The organism is Acinetobacter sp. IK23 (genome assembly GCF_035615275.1).
GTDB lineage: Bacteria > Pseudomonadota > Gammaproteobacteria > Pseudomonadales > Moraxellaceae > Acinetobacter > Acinetobacter seifertii.
This window is the reverse complement of the sequence record NZ_JANBNX010000033.1, coordinates 13,478-34,749: the sequence shown is the minus strand read 5'-3', so window position 1 is coordinate 34,749 and position 21,272 is coordinate 13,478. Positions and strand designations below refer to the sequence as shown.

General features: G+C 37.9%; 25 protein-coding genes, 1 tRNA gene and 1 pseudogene. 16 read left to right on the top strand and 11 right to left on the bottom strand.

Annotated features, from left to right (window positions below; all coding sequences use genetic code 11):
• Positions 1-78: 78 nt before the first annotated feature.
• Complete coding sequence (locus tag MSG95_RS16870; protein WP_324624894.1) at positions 79-417, bottom strand: helix-turn-helix domain-containing protein; 339 nt, start codon at positions 415-417, stop codon at positions 79-81.
• Between the two features lie 116 nt (positions 418-533).
• On the opposite strand from MSG95_RS16870, the gene MSG95_RS16865 reads away from it, so the two are divergent.
• The 5 genes from MSG95_RS16865 to MSG95_RS16845 all read left to right on the top strand — a co-directional run bounded on the left by MSG95_RS16865 (position 534) and on the right by MSG95_RS16845 (position 3,640).
• Positions 534-1,091 carry an NAD(P)H-dependent oxidoreductase gene (locus MSG95_RS16865; protein WP_004705070.1) on the top strand — a complete coding sequence of 186 codons (558 nt, stop codon included), beginning with the start codon at positions 534-536 and terminating at the stop codon, positions 1,089-1,091.
• Between the two features lie 141 nt (positions 1,092-1,232).
• Positions 1,233-2,012 carry a hypothetical protein gene (locus tag MSG95_RS16860; protein WP_077165759.1) on the top strand — a complete coding sequence of 260 codons (780 nt, stop codon included), beginning with the start codon at positions 1,233-1,235 and terminating at the stop codon, positions 2,010-2,012.
• A gap of 53 nt (positions 2,013-2,065) precedes the next feature.
• Positions 2,066-2,638: a hypothetical protein gene (locus MSG95_RS16855; RefSeq protein WP_077163672.1), complete on the top strand. Its 573-nt coding sequence runs from the start codon at positions 2,066-2,068 to the stop codon at positions 2,636-2,638.
• Between the two features lie 120 nt (positions 2,639-2,758).
• Positions 2,759-3,217 carry a hypothetical protein gene (locus tag MSG95_RS16850; protein ID WP_077165760.1) on the top strand — a complete coding sequence of 153 codons (459 nt, stop codon included), beginning with the start codon at positions 2,759-2,761 and terminating at the stop codon, positions 3,215-3,217.
• 81 nt (positions 3,218-3,298) lie between these two features.
• The gene (locus MSG95_RS16845) at positions 3,299-3,640 is read left to right on the top strand and encodes a DHCW motif cupin fold protein (RefSeq protein ID WP_077165761.1); all 342 of its coding nucleotides are present in this window, start codon (positions 3,299-3,301) and stop codon (positions 3,638-3,640) included.
• 59 nt (positions 3,641-3,699) lie between these two features.
• Here the strand turns inward: MSG95_RS16845 and elbB are convergent, their stop codons facing one another.
• From elbB to MSG95_RS16830, 3 genes are all read right to left on the bottom strand, one after another.
• On the bottom strand, positions 3,700-4,362 hold the full coding sequence (elbB, locus tag MSG95_RS16840; RefSeq protein ID WP_151819376.1) for an isoprenoid biosynthesis glyoxalase ElbB: 663 nt from the start codon (positions 4,360-4,362) through the stop codon (positions 3,700-3,702).
• Positions 4,363-4,451: 89 nt separating this feature from the next.
• Complete coding sequence (locus MSG95_RS16835; RefSeq protein ID WP_077166203.1) at positions 4,452-5,264, bottom strand: helix-turn-helix transcriptional regulator; 813 nt, start codon at positions 5,262-5,264, stop codon at positions 4,452-4,454.
• A 133-nt stretch (positions 5,265-5,397) separates the two neighbouring features.
• A tRNA-Ser gene (locus MSG95_RS16830) sits at positions 5,398-5,487 on the bottom strand.
• A 117-nt stretch (positions 5,488-5,604) separates the two neighbouring features.
• On the opposite strand from MSG95_RS16830, the gene MSG95_RS16825 reads away from it, so the two are divergent.
• Complete coding sequence (locus tag MSG95_RS16825) at positions 5,605-7,482, top strand: potassium transporter Kup (protein ID WP_004705082.1); 1,878 nt, start codon at positions 5,605-5,607, stop codon at positions 7,480-7,482.
• A 55-nt stretch (positions 7,483-7,537) separates the two neighbouring features.
• Here the strand turns inward: MSG95_RS16825 and MSG95_RS16820 are convergent, their stop codons facing one another.
• Positions 7,538-7,957, bottom strand: coding sequence for a hypothetical protein (locus MSG95_RS16820; protein ID WP_077166204.1), 420 nt, complete (start codon positions 7,955-7,957; stop codon positions 7,538-7,540).
• Positions 7,958-8,212: 255 nt separating this feature from the next.
• Between MSG95_RS16820 and MSG95_RS16815 the strand changes: the two genes are divergently transcribed.
• The 3 genes from MSG95_RS16815 (at position 8,213) to MSG95_RS16805 (ending at position 10,280) form a co-directional block, all read left to right on the top strand.
• Positions 8,213-9,295 carry a DNA/RNA non-specific endonuclease gene (locus MSG95_RS16815; RefSeq protein ID WP_039251040.1) on the top strand — a complete coding sequence of 361 codons (1,083 nt, stop codon included), beginning with the start codon at positions 8,213-8,215 and terminating at the stop codon, positions 9,293-9,295.
• Between the two features lie 98 nt (positions 9,296-9,393).
• The gene (locus MSG95_RS16810; RefSeq protein ID WP_004705089.1) at positions 9,394-9,993 is read left to right on the top strand and encodes a LysE family translocator; all 600 of its coding nucleotides are present in this window, start codon (positions 9,394-9,396) and stop codon (positions 9,991-9,993) included.
• A 44-nt stretch (positions 9,994-10,037) separates the two neighbouring features.
• Positions 10,038-10,280 carry a hypothetical protein gene (locus MSG95_RS16805; protein WP_000476056.1) on the top strand — a complete coding sequence of 81 codons (243 nt, stop codon included), beginning with the start codon at positions 10,038-10,040 and terminating at the stop codon, positions 10,278-10,280.
• A 300-nt stretch (positions 10,281-10,580) separates the two neighbouring features.
• Here MSG95_RS16805 and MSG95_RS16800 read toward each other — a convergent pair whose 3' ends face one another.
• Positions 10,581-11,573, bottom strand: a complete 993-nt coding sequence (locus MSG95_RS16800) for an AraC family transcriptional regulator (protein ID WP_100290814.1) — start codon at positions 11,571-11,573, stop codon at positions 10,581-10,583.
• A 109-nt stretch (positions 11,574-11,682) separates the two neighbouring features.
• Between MSG95_RS16800 and MSG95_RS16795 the strand changes: the two genes are divergently transcribed.
• Positions 11,683-12,321 (top strand): hypothetical protein, encoded by a 639-nt coding sequence (locus MSG95_RS16795; RefSeq protein WP_077166027.1) that lies wholly within the window; start codon positions 11,683-11,685, stop codon positions 12,319-12,321.
• Positions 12,322-12,362: 41 nt separating this feature from the next.
• On the opposite strand, the gene hisF is transcribed toward MSG95_RS16795, so the two are convergent.
• The gene (gene hisF, locus MSG95_RS16790; RefSeq protein ID WP_000880078.1) at positions 12,363-13,121 is read right to left on the bottom strand and encodes an imidazole glycerol phosphate synthase subunit HisF; all 759 of its coding nucleotides are present in this window, start codon (positions 13,119-13,121) and stop codon (positions 12,363-12,365) included.
• A gap of 112 nt (positions 13,122-13,233) precedes the next feature.
• Here hisF and MSG95_RS16785 point away from each other — a divergent pair, with 112 nt between their 5' ends.
• From MSG95_RS16785 to MSG95_RS16770, 4 genes are read left to right on the top strand one after another with little or no spacing between them, the layout of a single operon-like run.
• Positions 13,234-14,184, top strand: a complete 951-nt coding sequence (locus MSG95_RS16785; protein WP_077166026.1) for a homoserine kinase — start codon at positions 13,234-13,236, stop codon at positions 14,182-14,184.
• 11 nt (positions 14,185-14,195) lie between these two features.
• Positions 14,196-14,825: a DUF1294 domain-containing protein gene (locus MSG95_RS16780; RefSeq protein ID WP_077166025.1), complete on the top strand. Its 630-nt coding sequence runs from the start codon at positions 14,196-14,198 to the stop codon at positions 14,823-14,825.
• 36 nt (positions 14,826-14,861) lie between these two features.
• Positions 14,862-15,254 (top strand): DUF4870 family protein, encoded by a 393-nt coding sequence (locus tag MSG95_RS16775; protein WP_077166024.1) that lies wholly within the window; start codon positions 14,862-14,864, stop codon positions 15,252-15,254.
• Between the two features lie 3 nt (positions 15,255-15,257).
• The gene (locus MSG95_RS16770) at positions 15,258-15,563 is read left to right on the top strand and encodes an antibiotic biosynthesis monooxygenase family protein (RefSeq protein ID WP_077166023.1); all 306 of its coding nucleotides are present in this window, start codon (positions 15,258-15,260) and stop codon (positions 15,561-15,563) included.
• 36 nt (positions 15,564-15,599) lie between these two features.
• Here the strand turns inward: MSG95_RS16770 and MSG95_RS16765 are convergent.
• Positions 15,600-16,503 (bottom strand): annotated as a pseudogene (locus tag MSG95_RS16765) (DMT family transporter).
• 97 nt (positions 16,504-16,600) lie between these two features.
• On the opposite strand from MSG95_RS16765, the gene MSG95_RS16760 reads away from it, so the two are divergent.
• Positions 16,601-17,152, top strand: coding sequence for a helix-turn-helix domain-containing protein (locus MSG95_RS16760; RefSeq protein ID WP_213033581.1), 552 nt, complete (start codon positions 16,601-16,603; stop codon positions 17,150-17,152).
• 183 nt (positions 17,153-17,335) lie between these two features.
• Positions 17,336-19,027, top strand: a complete 1,692-nt coding sequence (locus tag MSG95_RS16755) for an ATP-binding cassette domain-containing protein (RefSeq protein ID WP_077166020.1) — start codon at positions 17,336-17,338, stop codon at positions 19,025-19,027.
• A gap of 54 nt (positions 19,028-19,081) precedes the next feature.
• Here MSG95_RS16755 and hisA read toward each other — a convergent pair whose 3' ends face one another.
• The 3 genes from hisA to MSG95_RS16740 form a co-directional block, all read right to left on the bottom strand.
• Positions 19,082-19,813, bottom strand: a complete 732-nt coding sequence (hisA, locus tag MSG95_RS16750; RefSeq protein WP_002052186.1) for a 1-(5-phosphoribosyl)-5-[(5-phosphoribosylamino)methylideneamino]imidazole-4-carboxamide isomerase — start codon at positions 19,811-19,813, stop codon at positions 19,082-19,084.
• 94 nt (positions 19,814-19,907) lie between these two features.
• Positions 19,908-20,549 (bottom strand): 3'-5' exonuclease, encoded by a 642-nt coding sequence (locus MSG95_RS16745; protein ID WP_077166019.1) that lies wholly within the window; start codon positions 20,547-20,549, stop codon positions 19,908-19,910.
• An 84-nt stretch (positions 20,550-20,633) separates the two neighbouring features.
• Positions 20,634-21,182 carry a DUF805 domain-containing protein gene (locus MSG95_RS16740; protein ID WP_077166018.1) on the bottom strand — a complete coding sequence of 183 codons (549 nt, stop codon included), beginning with the start codon at positions 21,180-21,182 and terminating at the stop codon, positions 20,634-20,636.
• Between the last annotated feature and the right edge of the window lie 90 nt (positions 21,183-21,272).

Here is a 21,272-nt window from a genome sequence, read left to right as displayed (position 1 = left end):
TTGAGATTTATTACAATCGGGTCAGAAGACATTCTGCAAATGGCTGGTTAAGCCCTGAAGCCTTTGAGAAGAAATATTTTAAGAATTTAGAGGGATTTGTTGTCCACGATACTGTCTAGGATCAAATAAAGGAATTAAAGATTGCCCTTTTTCTGAAAGTCGATACTCAACCTTTGGCGGAATTTGAGGATATTCCTTGCGAGTAATCAGCCCATCTCTTTCCAATTCTTTAAGTGTATTACTGAGTGTTCTAAATGAAATGTTGCCAATACAGCGTTGCATCTCATTAAAACGCATGACATTTTTTTCATACAGCCAATACATAATAATCATTTTATATTTGCCATTAATCAAAGAAAGGGTATAGCCAAAACCCGTATCTTCTAATGGTGTATATGAAGGAATGCACTCAGTCATTTTTAAAATCCACACTATCTTTTAGTATAGTATATAACATAAATTACCGTACTTATATTTAGGAAAGCACACTTCTATAATCGATTTATCAACTTTCCAATAAGAGTGTTTTCATAATGAAAAAGACATTAGTCATTGTTACCCATCCTCACATAGACCAATCTGTTGTAAATAAAAGATGGGTAGAAGAACTAGAAAAACACCCAGACCAATTTACGGTTCACCAAATTTATCAAGCCTACCCAGACGGGGTGATTGATGTTGCCAAAGAACAAGCACTAGTCGAAGAACATGAAAATTTAGTATTTCAATTTCCAGTGTATTGGTTTAACTGCCCACCGCTTTTGAAACAATGGATTGATGAAGTTGTGACTTATGGTTGGGGGTATGGTTCAACAGGCGATAAACTTAAAAATAAAAAGTTTATGTTGGCTTTATCTGCGGGTGTGCAAGAAAAAGTTTATTCAGAGTATGGTGGATATAACCTTTCTTTAGAGCAAATTTTTACTCCATTTAAGCTAACAGCTTTATATGTTGGGGCAGACTATCAGCCGCTTCATGCATTTTATGGTATAGACACAAATCCATCAGAAGATGACGATGTGCCGACTCAACAAGACATAGCGGATAATGCGGTTCAGTATGTTCAGAAGTTATTAGCGTTGTCTGAGTAAGTTTTAAGAGGAGGCCTAAACTTGAGAGTTTGGGCTTCTTATATAGAAGATTTTTAAAAAATTACATTAAGGTTTTAAGTTAAATATACAATTTATTTATGATATAAATGTCTGCTAAATATAGATTAAATTTAAAAATTTATGACTATTCTTGATATTAAAGAAAAAGAAAACACCCTTATAACTGACGATGCTCATGAATTAATATGCTACGCAACAATCAGTGAAATAAACTCATGGAACGATGTTGTTAACTTATATTCAGAAATTAAGCATAAGCATTTACCTAAAAAAGTATTATTACTTTTAGAAGATATTGGGCAATGTGAATACACCTCCATGCATGCTTCAATGGGAGATGGGCTTTATTTTGATACTGCAGAATTCGTTGAAGATGACAGTGCAGCAAGTTGGGAAAATACTCGACCTTTAGAGCTTCAATATCATATTGAACAATTATTAAAGCCAGAAAATTATATAGACTTTAATGACTTGCCTAAAAAACTTAGCTATAGCAATGAAGATCAAGCAACCCTGCTACAGATCAATGCTGAACCCGAAAAAATTTTAGATGCCGTTATTCAAGTAAGGTTAGTCAATAGTCAAACTGAAACTCAGAAATTTGCAGCCTGCCTCAATGGATATTTTAGTTGTGATTTGAACCCTTTTGAGTCTTTTAGCTTGATTGAGCATTTAGATCAAAACTATGGCATAGAGTATGTGGGTTTAGGGGCAAGCTTATTATTCTTCATTAAAACACCAAAATTTGATGCAAATAAAACACCTCAATTGCTTAATGATTTGAGCAACTTTTATCAATTCAATCAATCGACTCATACCCAATTAGAACAGCATTTATCTAATCATGAATATCTTATTTTGCCTTATGTTGAGTCATTAGAAGTGTTCGATTTGGATTAAGGCTGATTAGAGAAGTCTAAATTTTATTTTTAAAACTACATGAGAGTCAAAGTATGAAAAAACTACTCAGTTTAAGTACATTAATATTAGTAACTACATTAACAGGTTGTGCAGTTAATTTACCTTTTAATAACCGTCTAAACTATACGTCTGTTTCAGAATTATCAGCTCTTCCAAAGATGCAAGATACTGTCTATATCAAATGGAATCCAGATACCTTTCCTCAACGTATTGATATTCAAGGTTCAGATGGTTTTGTAGGGGGAGGCTCTAGAACACGTATTCCTACAGGAGTAGCTCTATCAAGTCGTATAGAAGAAGCGATTGCTCAGATAGCAAAACTATCACCAAATGGAAGCCCATTAACGATTACTGTTGAAAAAGCTAGATCTGGCTTTGAATACTCAGCTGGTATGTTCAATATTACCCCAGCAATTGATGTAGCAAATGTAACTTTAGTTGCTACATTTGAATATAAAGGCCAGAAATGGACGAATACATTTAACTCTAAGTTAAACGATCCAAAAATTGGTGGTTCATCTCAAACAGGTTTGTTAGATAAAGCATGGGATGATATTGCTATACAAGTTGCTAAAGATGTTTCAAAGCATCTAGGTAATAACTAACGTTTTAATTTTTATTTAAAATAAAAAGGCCTAAATCAAAATGATTTAGGCCTTTCTGTAAATTAATTTTGATCAGACTATTTCTTAACACGGCATTTTAAAAATTAGAAAGGAAGCCAAATGTTAAAATCTAGAATCTTTATAGCTATAGGACTACTTCTTGCTGGACTATGTTTATTTGCAGCCTTTAAATCATACGAGAAAAAGGCTAACTTTGAAAAAGAACAAGCGAGTCGAGTTGCTATTACCTTTTTTAATTCACTTTCTAATGGAGACGCAGCTACAGCATATAAATATGTTTGGTTAGACGAGAACTTAAATATTCGAAATGCTGAAATACCCCAAATTTATAAAGATTCAAAAGTTCTAGAAGTGCTAAAAGTTCGTTACGATTCAGCAAAAAATAGACCTGATTACTACCAACAATTTTATAAAATGATTTTACTCGTCATAAAGATAAAAACAGTACATGCAGATCTTGCTGGTAACCCTGCGGGAACCTATATTGTGTTTGTAACTGTTGTACAAAAAGATCCGAAATCTAATTGGCTTGTTACTGAGTTAGGTAGTGGGGCTTAAGAAATAGATTTTTAAATCGTTTGCAAAAATCAAATTTTTTTATAAGTATGAAAAATACAATAATACGTCTCTGGAAAAACTATGAATATCGCGCCTTTTCCATTTCAAATTACAAACTGGGAAGAAATAGAAGTCACTGAATATAAGGGTGAAACAGGAAAAGCTTACTGGAAAACTCAATTTTTTGGTGAAGAAGGGAACAAAATAAGAGTAAGGCTTGTCGAGTACTCAGCAAACTACTTAGCTGACCATTGGTGTGAAAAAGGACATATTTTATTTTGCCTAGAAGGCGAGCTAGAAAGCAGATTGAAAGACGGGCGAACATTTACTTTAACGTCAGGCATGAGTTATCAAGTCGGAGACAATTCAGAGCCACATCAGTCATTTAGCCTGAATGGTGCGAAGTTACTTATCGTTGATTAGATTTATACAAAGAACACAATTAAATAAGGGATAGCAATCTCTATCCCTCATTAAACATCTTAGTTTGCCAAAGCTGTCATGGCATTAACCAAGCTTGTAATACCTGTATAAATATCCTTTAAATGAGCTTGATCATTCATATAGGCGGGAGTGGTAACAAACAAGTTTTGTTTATCGACCACGCAATCTGAGGTTTGACAGTTATGGTGAATTGAACCAGTTTTTTCAATTTCCTGGGCAATATTAACATCAGCCCCTAAAGTAATAGTTGGGTTTAACTCTCCAAACGTAAGCGCCAATAGAGCAGGGGAAATACAGATTGCCCCAATAGGTTTCTTGCTTTGATGAAACGCTTTTAGAATTGAAGCAACTGTACCATGTATTCTTGCCTCTGCACCTTTAAAGGCAAAATTTGATAAATTTTTTGCAACTCCAAACCCCCCCGGAATAATAAGACCATCAAATTCATTTTCGTCAAGTTGACTGATTGAGGAAATTTCACCTCGGGCAATTCGTCCTGCTTCCTGTAAAATATTCCTCCTCTCAGTCATATTTATTTTGCCGCTTATATGATTAATAACATGAAATAAAGGCTCATCGAGTGCAAAAAATTGGTATTTAATATTTGCCGTATCTAAAGCTAACAGGGTTAAAACCGACTCTCTAATTTCTGAACCATCTAAATAACCACAACCCGATAAAATCACTGCTACTTTTTTCATCTGCTTTTCAAAAACCTTTGTTAAGTTTCTAAAAGATGTTAATTTTTCTTCTAAAATTTTTTTATATACAGATTTGCCATTAATTCGCCTTAAGTGAGCATTTTGGTTTTGCGTAGCTCACGCGGAGTAATCCCAAACACATTTTTAAATTGTTCAGTAAATCTAGATTGAGATTTATAGCCACATTCAAAGGCAATATTTCCAATGCTATGATTTGTAGTTTGAATGAGATGCAGTCCATGACCTAGGCGTACTCTATTGCGAATGGCCTGAATACTGTCCCCCTCAATTTTTAGTTTTCTTCTTAACGTCGATGAACTCATAAAAAATTGAGCAGCGATGTATTCAACTGTGAGTTCAGTAGATAAATGATCAGAAATGAGGGTCTGAATTTTTTCACTCAAACTTGTACTCATACTTAGTTTAGCGATATCGATATAACCCGAATAATAAATAAGTTCTAAAAGCTCCCTTTTTCTGAATTTAAATGCAGAAGGTGGAGCAATAAAAGAGAAGGATATAAATTGATGTAGGGCACTTTTTAAAAGAGGATTAAGCTGGCCTTGAACATAGTTTTGAGGAGTACCAGCGTTTTGGGGAAGATCATTAAAATCTTCAAAATCAAATTCGATAAGAAGAGCAAAATATTCTTCCTGATTTGGAATATTACGCATATCAATCTTGGAGCTGTTGGCTAAAAAAATAAAATGCCCAGCATCACATTTAATATTTTCAGTTTTTCCAAGTTCTTTAAACCCACTTAAAACAATAATGAGCAAAGGCTTAGAAATGGGAATGTTTGTGATTTTTTGCTCCTCGTAAGCTGAATACACAGCAAAAGGCAGGTTTAATCTGCTATGGTCGAGAAGGCTTTTTTTAGCTATAGAAATAAGATTCTTCATTGAATTTGAATGATTAATTAAATTTAGATGTTGTGTTGGGTTTAAAAATTATCAATATTATTTGACTATTTTTAAGGTTTGACACAATAAAAGCTTAAACCCACTAAGTTTAATTTTCTTTAAATTTAAATTCTGGCGGTGAGAGAGGGATTCGAACCCTCGATACGCGCAAACGTATACACACTTTCCAGGCGTGCTCCTTAAGCCACTCGGACACCTCACCAAGGCGTGCGATAGTAACTAAAAAATCAGGTTCTGCCAAGATTTAAGACGAGCATTACAGAAAAAAAATAATAGAGGTGATAAGATTGCGCTAAAAATCTATTGGTTTAATTACACAATGCAAAATACGGCCAAAAAAGCGACCTTGCCTGCCACGGCTTTGGCAGCTCTTGGGGTGGTCTTTGGAGACATCGGAACGAGTCCGCTCTATGCCTTGAAAGAGTCCTTCCATGCTGCCCATGGTTTGGGAATTCAGCCTGAAAACGTATTAGGAATTTTATCCATTATTTTTTGGTGCTTAATGCTTATTATCAGCATCAAGTATGTCGCAATTGTCATGCGTGCAGACAACAATGGCGAAGGCGGTATCATGGCCTTACTCGCATTGAATTTGCGTAAAGCAAAAATTGCCGACAACAAAAAAATCTACATGATTGCCATTGGCTTTATTGGGGCATCACTGTTCTTTGGTGACGGTATTATTACCCCAGCAATTTCGGTATTGTCTGCGGTCGAAGGGTTGTCTATTGCAACCAATGTTTTTGACCCGTTCATCATGCCGATTGCAATTGCCATTATCATCACGCTGTTTTTAGTTCAAAAACATGGTACTGCGTTTGTAGGTAAGTTCTTTGGTCCAATTACGCTTGTGTGGTTTATCTCTTTAGGTGCATTAGGCCTTCATAGCGTTATTCAAACACCAATTGTACTCGGCATGTTTAGCCCACATTGGGCAATTCAGTTTATCTATCACCATCCAGTCATGACCTTTTTTGTGATGGGTGCCGTGGTGTTAACCGTGACGGGTGGTGAAGCACTTTATGCCGACATGGGACATTTTGGACCAGTTCCGATTCGTCTTGCGTGGTTCTTTGTGGTGTTGCCATGCTTAGTTTTAAACTATGCAGGACAGGGCGCATTGTTACTTCGTGACCCTGCGGCAATTGAAAACCCATTCTATTTACTGGTTCCTCAGTGGGCACTTTACCCAATGATTATTATGGCGACTATGGCAACAGTGATTGCCTCTCAAGCTGTAATTTCAGGGGTGTTTTCTCTTGCTCGCCAAGCGATTCAATTGGGTTATTTACCACGTTTAAGTATTAAACATACCTCTGAATCTGAAGAAGGTCAGATCTATGTACCGTTCTTAAACTGGTTACTTTTAATCGCAATTATTATCTTAATTCTGATTTTCAAAACCAGCTCAAACTTGGCAAGTGCTTATGGTTTAGCAGTAACTTTAACCATGCTCTGTGACACGATTTTGGTTTCCATCTTTATCTACTCGGCGTGGAAATGGAGCTGGCCAAAAGTGGTGTTACTGATTATTCCATTCTTTATTTTAGAGTCGGTTTTAGTCGCAGCAACATCACTTAAAGTGTTATCAGGTGGTTGGGTGCCGTTGCTCATTGGTGGTATTGCAGTCACTATCTTAATGACATGGAAACGTGGTCGTGAGCTTACCTTTGCTAAACTCGAACATGACACGTTGTCTTTAGACTTGTTTGTGAAAAGTATTGGTAATAGCGTGCACTGGGTACCGGGTGATGCCGTGTTTATGACAGGTACACCAAACGTTGTACCGCATGCTATGTTGCATAACATCAAGCACAACAAAGTACTGCATCAGCGTAATATTCTGGTCACTGTGGTGATTGAAGATGTGCCGTTCGTGGCACCAGAAGAACGTATTACGACAGAAGCTTTAGCTGAACATTTCTACCGTATTAAAATTTTCTACGGCTTTAAAGATGAAATGAATGTGCCAAAAGCACTCATGAAAGCTTATGAGCAGTTAGGTCTTGAATACGACTTAATGCATATCAGCTTCTTTATTTCGCGCGATCGTATTGTTCACTCGGTGGGTGATGGTATGTCGCCGTGGAGAGAAAAGCTGTTTATTTCGATGCAGCGTAATACCAGTCCGGTGAGTGACTTCTACCAGATTCCAACCAACCGAGTGGTGGAGTTAGGTAGTCAAATCGAAATATAAAATTTGATGTAATAAAAAAACCAAGACATAAGTCTTGGTTTTTTTATGGCTCCGATTATTGAGCTTGTGCCATTGGTGCATCTGCTGGTAAAGCACCCTCTTTTGCCATTGGATCAGCAGACTGGTTTGGGTCGGCTGGTGGCGGTGGAGTATTTGGGTCTTGTGGCGCTGGAGCAGCCATATCACCGCCCGCTGGAGGTGCTGGTGGTGCATCTGCTGGAGGAGCAGGAGGTACATCAGCTGGAATAGGAGCACCCGTAGGGGCTGCACCTGTTGGCGGAGCAGAAACAGGTTGTACTTTCCCACTATTCACTAAATCACTAATAGAGCCAGGCTGGCCATTGACGGTTGTAGTGACTTTTACTTTAGACAAACTTTCTAAAGTTTCACCTGGTTGGACCGCAGGTTCAGCTAGGGCTGCCATACTGCACAGTCCAGCAATTACGCCAATACCAATAATCTTTGAATGGATCATTAAATGGACTCCGTTTATATTTTTATCCAAATTTGTGGAGCTAACCATGTCATAAGGCATAAGGGCTTTTCAATGAAAGATACGCAATTAACCCAATTCAATAGTGAAAGTTCCTCACAATCCCAACAGATTGTTACGTAAGGGGAAATGGAGTTACAAAAAAGATGACCATGTTTTAACCATTTGAAAGATAAGCGATATACTTAAAAAAGCAGGATTGTTAAGCTGCGTGTGGACAGTGGTATTGATAGAAACATGGCAAGCAAAAAAAGTAGTTCAGGCATCTTCGGTGATTTTTCTTTAAGTGAGCATTTTGGCAAAATTGTACTTGCCGGAGTGGCAGCAGGAAGCTTTGCCATCGCTTTTGGTGGTGAAAAAATTTCACAATGGTTTTCGCCTTTAAGTACTAACTCGACTTGTCTAAATCAGTTTTATCGTGAAGTTCCACCTGCCCTAAATAAAGAAAGTTTAAAAAAAGACAGTTATGCGCTGTGTTTTAACGGCTTCAATGTTCTGTACTCGGGTATGTCTAAAACGCCGTTATGGTCAGCTGAATATCTAAGTCCTGAACGTTTAAGCACTAAAATTAAACGTGAAGATAATTTCCACGAAGAAACACGTGTTCCAGAGCGTCACCGTTCATTGTTAAGCGATTATCGTGGCTCAGGCTATGACCGTGGGCACATGTCCCCAAATGGTGATATGCCAACTAAAGACTCGCAGTACGATAGCTTCTCGCTCAGTAATATGGTTCCGCAGGCCCCTAAAAATAATCAGGAAGTTTGGCGTAAGCTTGAAGACGCTACACGTGCTGTGGTTACTAAGCAAAAGCAAGATGCCTATATTGTGACGGGACCAATTTTTGAGGGTCAACGACTCAAAACGATTGGGCGTGGTGTTATTGTTCCAAGCGCCGTATATAAAGCTGTTTATTATCCTAAAACGGGTGCAATTGGCGCTTACTATGCACCAAATAACAACTCGCAGCAGGTCAAAGTTGTGAGTGTTTGTTATTTGGAAGAAAAGTTAGGAATTAACTTATTTCCTCAACTTACCGAACAACAAAAACGTAATGTTTATCGTCTGCCATTAACATCTAGCCAAGTTAAGCCAAATCAGAAATTAGATTATTTGCACTGGGATGGAGAAAGTCAGTGTGAACAAGATTTAACTAAAGATCAGATTCACGCATTACAAGATCAGTTTAAAAAGCAAAAAAGTACGTCTTCTGAACCTATGGAATCAAAAGTTCCAAGTATTGATGAAGAAACTAGAAAGGCGATTGTGAAACAATTAGTAGAAGCCTTGGTGAACTATTTCTTGCAAATCATTAAATAACTCGCATGTAAACATTGTTGCACAGTTCTTATTCAATACAATAAGATTGTCATACAGATCTGTCTGTTTATCCATTTATTCGAATAAGGACAATAACAATGTTTGCCTCGATGTTTCTTTTTTCTTTTGCTATGTCTATCACCCCGGGTCCTGTCAATACCGTCATTTTATCGACCAGCTTAAATCACGGTCTAAAAAGATCGGTTCCGTATATTTCAGGCGCTACCATTGGTTTTACTTTGCTTTTGATTTTTATGGCGTTTGGCCTGCAAAGTGTATTAACTCAATTTCCAGTTGTTTTAAAAATTCTTGCGATTTGTGGAACGCTATTTGTTTGTTATATCGGGATTAAAATTATTCTTTCTGCTGCAAATATTTCTATTTCAAGTGATCCTGTCGAACAGATCATTATTCCCAATTTTAAAGATGGGTTCTTGTTACAGTGGCTTAACCCTAAAGCGTGGTTAGCTTGTGTATCGGGTATAACCATGTTTACCAGCATTGAAAACCCGCAGGCGTTGCCGATTTTTATCGTTATTTATTTTTTCACCTGTTATGTGTGTTTGTTCTTTTGGGGATTTTGCGGTGATAAATTTTCAGTGGTGCTCAATCAGGGCAACCGTTTGAAATATTTTAATATCTTGATGGGCGCTTTTTTAATTTTATCGGCACTTTTAATTTTGATTGATTTTTTTTAAATTGATCGTATTACACTGTGAAGATATAACAACGAGACACACTTATGTTTAAGCCATTTGAAAAGGGTACAGAGTCTTCTTCAATTGAAGATTTAACATTAGAAAATGATGTCGATTGCGTGAGCATTTATGGCAATTTGCAAATTACTAAAGACAAAGTCGGCTTAGAGCAGGCAAAGGCACTACAGAGCTTTTTAAACGATGTGGTTGCAGCTTTGGAAAAAGAAGAACTGCCTGAGAAAATTGAACGACCAGCTGAACAAGAAGTGAATAATCCGTTTTTATAATTTATGCATTCTATGTGTGATGTTGAGCATAGTCATGCTGCCATACAGTCTTTAATACCATGTTAGGTCTTATCGAGTTTGTATAGACATTTCTTACTTTTGAAAGCCCAAAAGTAAACAAAAGGCTTTGTTGAACAGAGGGCACTTCCGTGTACCCCTGCTCAACAGGTGACATCCATGTCACCCACCGCGATAGTAGATTAAGGCTATAGATATAAAGAATTAATCTTTATCTCCAGCAACTACTTTATAAATAATCGCACCAATCACAGCCATAGCCTTAAAATATGAATTTTTTATTTAATTTTGATCTCGCCATTGTTGGGGTGTTTGATTGGTCCAATGCTTAAAAGCTCTTTGAAAAGCACTTTGTTCCGAGTAACAAAGCAAAAGGGCAATCTCTTGTAAACTTAAATGCGGGTCTTTTAAATACTCGGTTGCCAGCATAAAGCGCACTTGCTGTACACGCTCTTGAAAGGTGGTGTTTTGTTGTTGTAAATGCCGTTGAAGCTGCCGAACTGAAAGTCCTAACTGTGTTGCAATATATTCAATTTGATATTGATCCTTTTGTAAGCCAGTTAAAATTGAATGCTGTAAGCGCTGATCGAGTTGAGTTGAATTTGGTAATTGCTCTAATAGCGCTTGTGCTTGCTGAACCAATAGCTGCTGTAATGTATGGTCGGCGCTGCTAAGCGGCTTATGAATTTCGGTAATTGGAATAAGCAACTCAGTACGTGGCTCGCTAAAACGAACGGGACATTGAAAGTACTGCTCGTAAACTCTGATATTTTTAGGGGCAGTATTTAAGAAACGTACCTCATGTAAATGTACATCTTCATGAGACATAAAAAGACGTAAGAACTGAATGACCAGCGCAATCGCGATTTCATCGGTAAGTTGAGTGGGGTGTAGCTCAGTCGCTTCCCAACGAATAGAAGCATATTGTCCCTGTAGTTCAACAACTAATGGACTTCCGTCATAAATCAGACGGTGAAAATCATGATAGCGAATTAAGGCTTCCCCTAAGTTATCGCAAGAGAGAGCAAGGTAGGCAATAATCCCTAAATGTTTGGGTTGCACATATTTGGCAATTTCTAGGCCTAATCCCGGCTTCGGGTCTAGTTTATAAATCACTTCTAATAGATCACGCCAAACCACATAGTCAAAGCGTTCCAGATTTTGAATTTGTTCTAATTGTTCAGGAATCACTAACTCATTTGCTTCACAATAAGCTTTTAATAGATGTCCCAGCCCTCCATACACCGAGCCTGTATAATTCTTTAGTTGTGGCATCCGTGACCACCTCTTTCTTGTCGTGATTTGTCAATGAAACCATAAATTCTGGTCAATACCTAGCATAACGAATTTTATATGCTGAATAAAAAGAAAAAGGGGTAAGGCGATGTTAAAAGGTTTTATTGCAGGAGTTGCGGTTGCAAATGCATTTGAATGGGTGGCACACAAATATATTTTGCATGGTGTGCACCGTGCTGGACAACCGCGCTATAGCCCAGTGCCCAGAAGCATGGAGTCACATTGGGCACACCATCGTGAAGTACGCAAACAGCAATTTCATGATGATTGCTATGTGGAAGGCGTTGGCAACTGGCGAACTAAAAATGAGTTAATTTCTCTTGCGGTAGTGGCAACAGTCTCAAGTGCAATGTTTTACCCGTTTTCAAAAGGTATGGCACTTGCAGCTTGGTACAGTGCTGGTAATTACTATTATATTCATCGCCGTGCACATTTAGAGCCCGACTGGGCAAAGCGTAAAATTCCGTGGCATTACGACCACCACATGAATTCTAATCAAGATGCTAATTGGTGTGTGACTAAGCCTTGGTTTGATTATGTGATGGGAACACGTGTGGTGTCTTCGGCAGATTTAAAAGAACAAAACCCTTTGGGAGTAAGGTTACCGACTGCGCTTGCTAGACCACTGTCCCAAGCAGTAGAAAAAATCTTTCCTGCAAAATGGGTCGAGAAAAAAGAAAAGCCTCAACTGGTTAACGACTTAAATTCGGTCGATGGCGCTGCATAAAAAATTAAAGGGGCATATTGCCCCTTTAATCATAAATAAGCTTACAAGCGCATTTCGATGCCTTGTTCAGCTAAATATTGTTTAGCTTCTGGAATCGTATATTGGCCAAAGTGGAAAATACTTGCTGCCAACACTGCATCGGCACCACCTTGTAAAATACCATCTGCAAGGTGCTGTAAGTTACCTACACCACCAGAAGCAATCGTTGGAATGGTCACGCGGTCATTAATAGCACGCATTAAAGCAATGTCATAACCTGCTTTAGTACCGTCAGCGTCCATACTGGTAATGAGTAACTCACCTGCACCGTAGTCAGCCATTTTCACAGCCCATTCAATCGCATCAATACCCGTTGGTTTACGACCACCGTGAGTAAAGATTTCCCATTTGTTGTCGCCAGTTTTTTTGGCATCAATCGCAACCACAATACATTGTGCGCCAAAGTGCTGAGAAGCTTCTTGAACAAATTCAGGGTTAAATACGGCAGCTGAGTTAATACTCACTTTATCTGCACCTGCATTTAATAACGCACGAATATCTTCAACCTTACGTACACCACCACCGACAGTTAATGGCACAAATACTGTCTCGGCCATACGTTCAACAGTACGGTAAGTGGTATCGCGTCCATGATGTGTAGCGGTAATGTCTAAGAAAGTAATTTCGTCTGCACCTTGTTCGTTATAGCGACGTGCCACTTCAACAGGGTCGCCAGCATCACGAATATCGAGGAATTGAACGCCTTTAACTACGCGTCCGTTATCAACGTCTAGGCAAGGAATAATACGTTTAGCAAGCATAGCTTTTTCCAAAAATAATCGCCGTTGGTGAAAGTTCCTACACAGGCGCTACACCTTCATGGAGGGAAGAGGTATTCTATCAAACTTCACAGATGTTTTTTGCAGGTTTTCCATGTCGGTTTATACCCCGTTGAGTTTAGATGAAGTTCGCACCTTTGCTGCACCTTATGGATTAGAGGTGTTGGAGCTGAACCCAATTCAGGGAGGTATTCAAAACACCAATTATTTTTTGGTTGATGTAAACCGCAAACAGTATGTACTTACCGTGTTTGAAGAGTTAGATGCACAAGGGGCAGGTGAACTTATTCCTGTACTTGAACAATTGGGGACTCATGATGTACCCGTTGCTGTACCGTTAAAACACAGCGGACAAGCGGTTCACGTGATTGCAGACAAGCCTGCACAGATTGCACCACGTCTCATGGGTCACCATCCCATGCAAACTACAGTAGCACAAGTTGCAGCAATTGCAGATGCACAGGCGAAACTGCATGTGGCTTTACAGGACTTTCCGCTTGAACGTGAATATAGACGCGATCATCAATATTGGACAGGCGTTGCAGAGCAGCTTAAGCCAAATATGACTCAAGATGACCAAGCTTTACTTGAGCAGGCCTATCAAGCGTTTAATGCTAAAACAGCGCAGTATTCAAACCGACCAACAGGTTTTATTCATTCAGATTTATTCCGCGACAATACATTGTTTGAAGGTGATCAATTACAAGGTATTTTAGATTTTTACGAGTTAAATCAAGATGAATTGCTGTTTGATATTGCGATTACCATCAATGATTTTTGTACCGAATATCCAGCAGCGCATTTAAACTCAGACAAAGTGGCAGCTTACTTAGCGGCATACCAAAAGGTTCGTGTGCTTACTTCAGATGAACTTGAATGTTTAGATGTATTCTTAGCAATGGCAGCATGCCGCTTTTGGTCAATGCGCTTGCAAGTTGCTCAAAAAAATAAAGAAGAAGGACGTACTGGCGACGACATTTTGCAAAAAGATCCGCAAGAAATGCGAGCAATGATGCAAGACCGTTTAAGTCATGTAAAAGCATAAAAGGAATAGAGATGCGAGATCAGGGGCGATTAGTCGAATGGTTCGACGAAAAAGGTTATGGCTTTATTCAGCCGGATGATGCTGAAAAAGAGCGAGTCTTTTTGCATATCAAAGATTTTGCACGCCCCGGACCTCGGCCAATTATTGGCTGTGCACTAGAGTATTTGGTCATTTTAGATGAGCGAGGTCGCTTCCGTGCCCAGCAAGTCACTTATTTGAAGGCATCACAAACGCGTAAAGCTTCAAAGTCAGCAAAAACAGAATCTTCATTTCAGGCAAAACCATGGTCTGCCATGCAAATGGGCATCGTATTTTATTTTGTTCTAATGGGCATTATGAGTTTTATCCATGTTCTGCCAGCCTATACTTTGTTGTTTGTTTTAATGATGAATGCCTTAAGTTATTGGCTATATTCACAAGATAAAGAAGCCGCACAACTAGGCAATCGCCGTATTCCTGAACAGACTTTACATATTGTGAGCTTTTTAGGTGGTTGGCCAGCTGCATGGTGGGCACAACAAAAACTGAGACATAAAACACAAAAACAACCATTCCGTAAGATTTATTTTTGTACCATATTCCTTCATTTACTTTTGATTTTGTGGCTAATTTCTCCTTTAAACGTTTTGCGGGGATCATAAAAGTAAATTGTTTTATTAAACTTGAGAGGTATAAAAATGAATAGTTCTATCGACCAAGATCCAAATCGTACTTTAACACTTATTTTGTATGTGCTTTATATTGTTGCCATTTTTACGGGCGGCTTACTTGCGATTATTGCTTTAATTATTAACTACGTAAAACGTTCCGATGTACAAGGTTCAATTTTTGCGAGTCACTTTACTTGGCAAATCAGAACATTCTGGTGGTATCTCGCTTGGAATATTATTGCCTTTTTACCGTTTATTTTCTTGTTTTTTACAGGTGAAAATACCGATTTATTTGCAGGTGTTGCGATCTCATCGACCGTATTCTGTGTGGGCGTGATTACAGTGGCATGGATCTGGATCGTATATCGTGCAATTCGCGGTCTGATTGCATTAAACGACAATCGTCCGATGTATCAATAAATCATGATTATTGAACATGTGCATTTGAGTATAAAGCCTGGGCAAAGTGAAGCATTTCTTAAAGCATTCGAGCAGGCAAAACATATTGTTTATCCAATGGAGGGCTTCAATGCTGTCCAACTCATTAGACATGCAACTGACCCACATCATTATATTCTAATGATCTCTTGGGATGAGATTGAACATCATACCGAAGGGTTTAGAAAGTCTGAAGCTTATCAGGAATGGAAGAAATTGCTTCATCCATTTTATGATCCAATGCCGACGGTTGAGTACTACGAGCCCTGCATTTTATTAAAGAAAAAATAATAGATAAAAAAAGAGAGCGTTAAGCTCTCTTTTTTTTTATTCTCGAATTCTTTTAGTTTTTTTTAATGGGTAACTTAAGTTTTAACTCACTGACTAAAACACCTAACACCACTAAAGCACCGCCCAAAAGAGCAATAACTGGTAATCGCTCACCTGCGATTCGGCCAATAACTCCTGCCCAAACAGGCTCTCCTGCATAAATAATCGCAGCACGTGAAGGATCAACCATACGCTGAGCCCAATTCATCACAAATTGAATCAGTGCACTTGCTAAACCTAATGTAACAGCAAGGAGTACAAGCGGCCATGAAAATGCTGGAATCGTATGCTCGCCCACCACAGGCATAACTGCAAATGAAAGTAGAGACGCGACAGCAAGTTGAATAATGGTTACACGGCGCAAATTTACCTTTCCAGCAAAGTAACTAATAAAAATAATTTCTAAAGCAATCGCAAATGCACCCAAGATTGTTAAAAGCTGTCCAAAACTTAATGAAATTTGCTCAAAACCATTGCCCGTTAATAAAACAAGGCCAGCAAACGCAAGAGCAGCTCCCACCCAAGTCATGATATGGGGAGTTTTTCTAAAGATGAGCCACATTAAAATAGGAACAAGCGGAACATATAGCGCCGTTAAAAAAGCGGATTCACTACTCGGAATGGTTTGTAGGCCAATGGTCTGGGTGCCGTAGCCTGCCGCAATCACAAGACCAATCGCGCTACCAGCGCCTAAATCTTTTAAAGTAACACCTTTCATACTTTTTAATGAAATAAGAAGCAAAGTAAGAGCTGCTACAGCAAAACGGCAGCCTACAAAAAACATAGGCGATGCAAAATTCAGCGCATATTGCACTGTAAGGAATGTTCCTCCCCAAATGATCGTAATCAGAATCAGGGCTAACTGTGGGGCTTTGCTTGAACTCAGAGAAATTGGTGACATACTCAAGTTAAAATAAATTGTGCAATATACTGCGCATATTGCGCTATTCTTCAGTTTTGTGCAATATATTACTCAAATTTTCTTTACTACCTATTCTATGAGCCAGTCGAGTACCGTTTTACAGCATGTCGGCACAAATATCCGTTCACTAAGAGATGAGCGTGGTTTAAGCCAACAGGAATTGGCAGATCAGGCGGGTGTAAGTAGACGTACCATTGCTGCTTTAGAAACAGGACAAGTCAATATCAGCTTGGCTAAACTCGACGCGATTGCGATAGTGTTGGGGGTAGACTTTAGAACGATTGTGAGCGCACCCGAGCATAAAGAACAAGCCTTGGTTAATGTACTTGCTTGGCAGGGTGAAAGAGAGGAAAGCAAAGCAACATTACTGGCTTCAGTTCCGTCTCATAGCCAAGTTGAGCTTTGGACGTGGTCATTGGCAGTAGGGGAGTCTTATATTGCTGAAGCAGACCCAGAAGGGTGGCAAGAGCTTATTTATGTATTAGAAGGTGAGCTAACGATACAATTTGCAGATGGCTCAAAAACTATAGCTGCTGGCTCTTCAATTATATATGCCAGCTCAGTGACCTATACGTATGTGAATAGCGGTAATCAAATACTTAAATTCATTCGTAATGTGGTGTATTAACTTTAAAATCTTTTTTAAAACTATATGAAGTATTCGGTTTTATATCTTGCATTTATCTTATTTAAAAAGTTGTAAGTTTAGTTTTAAACAAAAAACATGAAGAACAATAAATAAGACAAGTTATGATATTTCTTGTGTAATGAAATTATTTTTAAATCGTTTTAACAGAAAAAAGATAGAGAAATGAAGTTTTTATTAAGTTCGCAAGATATTCAGAACTATAAATTTATCTGGAATATTTCTAAAGAAAACTATAAGAAACAAAGAAGTAGTATGTTTCTTATGTTTTTATTAGTGGTATTTGCAGCATTTTTTACGACTTTATTACCATACTTGCTAAAAATTATTATCGATTATTCTGCACACGAATATAACTTTTTACTCAATATTCAGCTCCCATTTAATTTTTTATATCTACTTGTACTTGCCTACGCGACCGCATGGTTAGTCAATGAGTTATGCCATTGGACGCAAAATATTTTTGGGGCTTATTTGATGGTCGATTTCAAAGGATCATTAATTTCTGCAGGCTTAAAAAATTATTTAAATCTTAAAAAAGATGCACAAGATCAAATCGAGGCTGGAACAGTAATGAGTGATCTTGAAAGAGGAAGTACTGCTTTTGGTGAGATTAATTTAACGTTAACTTTTTATTTAGGACCAATTATTTTCCAATTGGTAATGATTTTTGCGGTTTTGTTTACGACCATTAGTTTACTTTTCAGTATTAGCTTTTTATTGGTCGCTATTATTATTTTTATCGTTTCCTTTTATATAAATAAAAGAAGTAGTTCACTATTCGATGCTATGTATGAAAAAGACAATTTAGTGAATAGTCATTTAATACATCAAATATCTAACTCCTATGAAATTAAAGTAAAAAATGCAGTGCCGTTTCAGTTATCGAAATTTAATGACACTCTAAATTTATATATCACAACGGCAAAAGATAGAAATAAGAAAATAGGATTATTGATGATTTCTCAGTTATTTATGATCTTTTTATTCTTACTTATTTTTATGTTATTTACTGTATTTCTTTCAACTGACAAGCAATTGACAGCTGGGGCTTTCGTATTGATAAGTACTTATATTATTCAACTCACCAATCCATTTTTGGCTGTTTCCCAAAGTTTGATGCGGTTAAATGGCAACTTTGTGGCTTTAGCAAAATACCGACAGTATTTTAATCTCAAGAAAGAGCAATATACGTCGTCTACCATTCAACATTCCGAAGTCATATTTCAATTTATAAATGCCAAATTTTCGTTAGGAAAAAGAGCAGTAGACCATTTTAATTTAACAATTTTGGCTAATAAAACGTATGTCGTGATTGGGCAAACAGGGCTAGGTAAAACTTCTCTGATGAATTATTTAATGGGGGTATATCAGATTCAGTCAGGGCAGCTTTTTTATAAAAATGTCGATATCAGTCATAACTTTTCTAAGCATATTTTTGATGAAGTGGTCTATGTTGCCCAGCAACCTGTTATTTTCCCTTATTCTTTAAGAGATAATTTGGTTTATAACTCTCAGTATATATATGAAGATTCTTACTTAATTCAGATGCTTGATCAGTTTAAACTGTTACATATATTGAAAAAGCATGAGTTAACGCTCGATGATGATCTCACTGAAATTTATAAGAATTTTTCAGGGGGAGAAAAGCAAAGAATTTGTATCCTTCGGGGTCTTTTAGCACGCCCACAACTCATCATATTAGATGAACCGACCGCAGCTTTAGATGTAGATACTGCAAAAGATATACTTGCATATATTCAGCAAGTTGTTCCGTCCGTGATTATGATTACGCATTCACCCTATGCAATGGAACTGGCAGATGAGGTGATCGATTTAGAAAAACTATTAAATTAGAAATGATTAAAATAAAAAAAGAGCCCAAAGAGGCCCTTTTTTACATCTTAAAAATTAAAGACGGTTTTCATCTAACAGAAGCTGAGCTTCACGAAGGTTTAGAGTACCTTCATAAATTGCACGACCTGTGATTGCACCTAAAATGCCTGGTTTGCCTTTTAAGTTACGAACGTCATCAAGGTTAGTTACGCCACCTGAAGCAATCACTGGTAAGCCAGAGTATTGAGCCAAGTTGACAGTTTGCTCAACGTTTACACCTTGCATCATGCCATCACGTGCAATGTCTGTATAAACGATGCTAGACACACCAGCATCTGCAAAGCGTTTTGCTAAGTCGGTTGCTTTCACGTCAGTAACATTAGCCCAACCGTCAGTTGCAACCATACCATTCATGGCATCAATACCAACAATGATGTGGCCAGCAAAGCGCTTACAAGCTTCTTCTACAAATTCTGGCTCTTGAACTGCTTTAGTCCCGATAATGACAAAAGTCACACCAGCTTCTAAGTAATGTTCAATCGTTTCTAATGAGCGAATACCACCACCAATTTGAATTGGTAATTCTGGCTGAGCTTTAGCAATCGCTTCAACAACAGGTTTATGGATAGGCGTACCTGCGAAAGCACCATTCAAATCGACCAAATGCAAACGACGTGCGCCTTCATTTACCCAATGCTGGGCAGTTGCAACCGGATCGTCAGAGAAAACGGTATCGTCTTCCATACGCCCTTGTTTTAAACGCACACATTTACCATCTTTCAGGTCAATTGCTGGAATGATTAGCATGCTTTCGCTCCTTGCTTCATCATGTTTATGAAATTGTGCACATCTTAGCAAAGTATTGATCAATCGCTAAGCCTTAGAAAAGACTTTTATAACTTTACGCGTGAAGTGCGGTTTGAATCGTTTGTGAAATGTGAGCCGGTAATAAGTTTTGTTTACGAAGCTCTAAAAATACCAGTAGAGCTGCATAAGCATCAGCGGCTGCATAACTGATTTGCTGTGGTGTAAGTGGCTTTTGCGCCCAATTTGATGTTCCGACTTTCTTTGACTTTGAAAGATATTGTCCAAATAATAGTGCTATGGCTTTTTGTACACCCATTTGCTGGGTAAAACCAAAGTGACTAAAACCTTTAGCAAGGTCAATGCAGCTTTCAAGCTCTATGCCTTTTTTATGAAAAATGTGCTTATCATTCTTAAGACCAAAGCCGACTTTAAGTTGTTTTGGATTGGATAAAATAGGCTGCAAAAATTTTAAAGTCGATGAATTGACATGAAATAAATAGGCTTTATGTTCTGTGGCAAGCTGAATCAGATGTGGACCCGTCGAGACCTCACCTACCCGAAATGTCGGTTTAGACTCTGAATCAAACCCTAAAAAGATCGCTGCTTTTAATTCTTCTTCAATAGTTTTGCATTGCTCAATATTTTCAATCACCACAATATTTTGGTGGTTAAGATTTTTAAAAGGTGGGAGTTGTTGAATAGAGGCTTTGTCGAGGAGGGGAAAGGTTTCGGGCATATTTAACAGCGTACAAATAAATTGAGCTATTCCCTTTATATATGAATAAAGCCTAGAGAACTAGGCTTTACGAAACTTTAAAAATTATTGAGACTGAGATGGTGTACCAATTTCAATACTTTCGCTTCTTTCGATATAACTTTGATAACTCGGGACCATCATTGCAACAATAACTCCGAAAACAAATGCGAGTGGAATAATGACAATATAGATCCAACCTAAAACACGTTCCCAGCTTGGCGTTGGACGCTTCGGTCCATAATCATTAGGTCCTTCAGTTCCTTTTGCACAGAATAAATAAATGGCAAGGCCAATGTTCACGACTGGTACGAGCATGAGTAAAGATAACCATCCGGTATTATTACGGTCATGCAAACGTCGAATAGTAAATACGAAGCTAATATAAATACCGACAATATAGAGAATGGCAATAGCGATGATGCCTGGCGCAGTAAAACCTGGGGTGCCCTCATTTTGTGTAAGACCGAAAGTAAAAGCAATAAGCAGAAAGGCTATAACGAGGACGAGTGTAAATAAGAATGTCCAAGCAGCGTAAGAGAGTCGTCCAAAACGCCCATTCGCTTTAAAGGGTGAATCCTGCTGAAGTGGCTGATTTTCAAAAGGTGAACTCATTGTGTTTATCCTGATCATTTGGTTTTATTTAAAAGTATAAATATTCAATATTTTGTTGAATAAAATATCATTCTATAAATGATTGCTTAT

Bases quoted from the DNA above. Each gene is read 5' to 3' on its own strand.
- MSG95_RS16870 (WP_324624894.1), bottom strand. From the start codon at position 417: ATGACTGAGTGCATTCCTTCATATACACCATTAGAAGATACGGGTTTT.
- MSG95_RS16865 (WP_004705070.1), top strand. From the start codon at position 534: ATGAAAAAGACATTAGTCATTGTTACCCATCCTCACATAGACCAATCT.
- MSG95_RS16860 (WP_077165759.1), top strand. From the start codon at position 1,233: ATGACTATTCTTGATATTAAAGAAAAAGAAAACACCCTTATAACTGAC.
- MSG95_RS16855 (WP_077163672.1), top strand. From the start codon at position 2,066: ATGAAAAAACTACTCAGTTTAAGTACATTAATATTAGTAACTACATTA.
- MSG95_RS16850 (WP_077165760.1), top strand. From the start codon at position 2,759: ATGTTAAAATCTAGAATCTTTATAGCTATAGGACTACTTCTTGCTGGA.
- MSG95_RS16845 (WP_077165761.1), top strand. From the start codon at position 3,299: ATGAATATCGCGCCTTTTCCATTTCAAATTACAAACTGGGAAGAAATA.
- elbB (WP_151819376.1), bottom strand. From the start codon at position 4,362: ATGAAAAAAGTAGCAGTGATTTTATCGGGTTGTGGTTATTTAGATGGT.
- MSG95_RS16835 (WP_077166203.1), bottom strand. From the start codon at position 5,264: ATGAAGAATCTTATTTCTATAGCTAAAAAAAGCCTTCTCGACCATAGC.
- MSG95_RS16825 (WP_004705082.1), top strand. From the start codon at position 5,605: ATGCAAAATACGGCCAAAAAAGCGACCTTGCCTGCCACGGCTTTGGCA.
- MSG95_RS16820 (WP_077166204.1), bottom strand. From the start codon at position 7,957: ATGATCCATTCAAAGATTATTGGTATTGGCGTAATTGCTGGACTGTGC.
- MSG95_RS16815 (WP_039251040.1), top strand. From the start codon at position 8,213: ATGGCAAGCAAAAAAAGTAGTTCAGGCATCTTCGGTGATTTTTCTTTA.
- MSG95_RS16810 (WP_004705089.1), top strand. From the start codon at position 9,394: ATGTTTGCCTCGATGTTTCTTTTTTCTTTTGCTATGTCTATCACCCCG.
- MSG95_RS16805 (WP_000476056.1), top strand. From the start codon at position 10,038: ATGTTTAAGCCATTTGAAAAGGGTACAGAGTCTTCTTCAATTGAAGAT.
- MSG95_RS16800 (WP_100290814.1), bottom strand. From the start codon at position 11,573: ATGCCACAACTAAAGAATTATACAGGCTCGGTGTATGGAGGGCTGGGA.
- MSG95_RS16795 (WP_077166027.1), top strand. From the start codon at position 11,683: ATGTTAAAAGGTTTTATTGCAGGAGTTGCGGTTGCAAATGCATTTGAA.
- hisF (WP_000880078.1), bottom strand. From the start codon at position 13,121: ATGCTTGCTAAACGTATTATTCCTTGCCTAGACGTTGATAACGGACGC.
- MSG95_RS16785 (WP_077166026.1), top strand. From the start codon at position 13,234: ATGTCGGTTTATACCCCGTTGAGTTTAGATGAAGTTCGCACCTTTGCT.
- MSG95_RS16780 (WP_077166025.1), top strand. From the start codon at position 14,196: ATGCGAGATCAGGGGCGATTAGTCGAATGGTTCGACGAAAAAGGTTAT.
- MSG95_RS16775 (WP_077166024.1), top strand. From the start codon at position 14,862: ATGAATAGTTCTATCGACCAAGATCCAAATCGTACTTTAACACTTATT.
- MSG95_RS16770 (WP_077166023.1), top strand. From the start codon at position 15,258: ATGATTATTGAACATGTGCATTTGAGTATAAAGCCTGGGCAAAGTGAA.
- MSG95_RS16760 (WP_213033581.1), top strand. From the start codon at position 16,601: ATGAGCCAGTCGAGTACCGTTTTACAGCATGTCGGCACAAATATCCGT.
- MSG95_RS16755 (WP_077166020.1), top strand. From the start codon at position 17,336: ATGAAGTTTTTATTAAGTTCGCAAGATATTCAGAACTATAAATTTATC.
- hisA (WP_002052186.1), bottom strand. From the start codon at position 19,813: ATGCTAATCATTCCAGCAATTGACCTGAAAGATGGTAAATGTGTGCGT.
- MSG95_RS16745 (WP_077166019.1), bottom strand. From the start codon at position 20,549: ATGCCCGAAACCTTTCCCCTCCTCGACAAAGCCTCTATTCAACAACTC.
- MSG95_RS16740 (WP_077166018.1), bottom strand. From the start codon at position 21,182: ATGAGTTCACCTTTTGAAAATCAGCCACTTCAGCAGGATTCACCCTTT.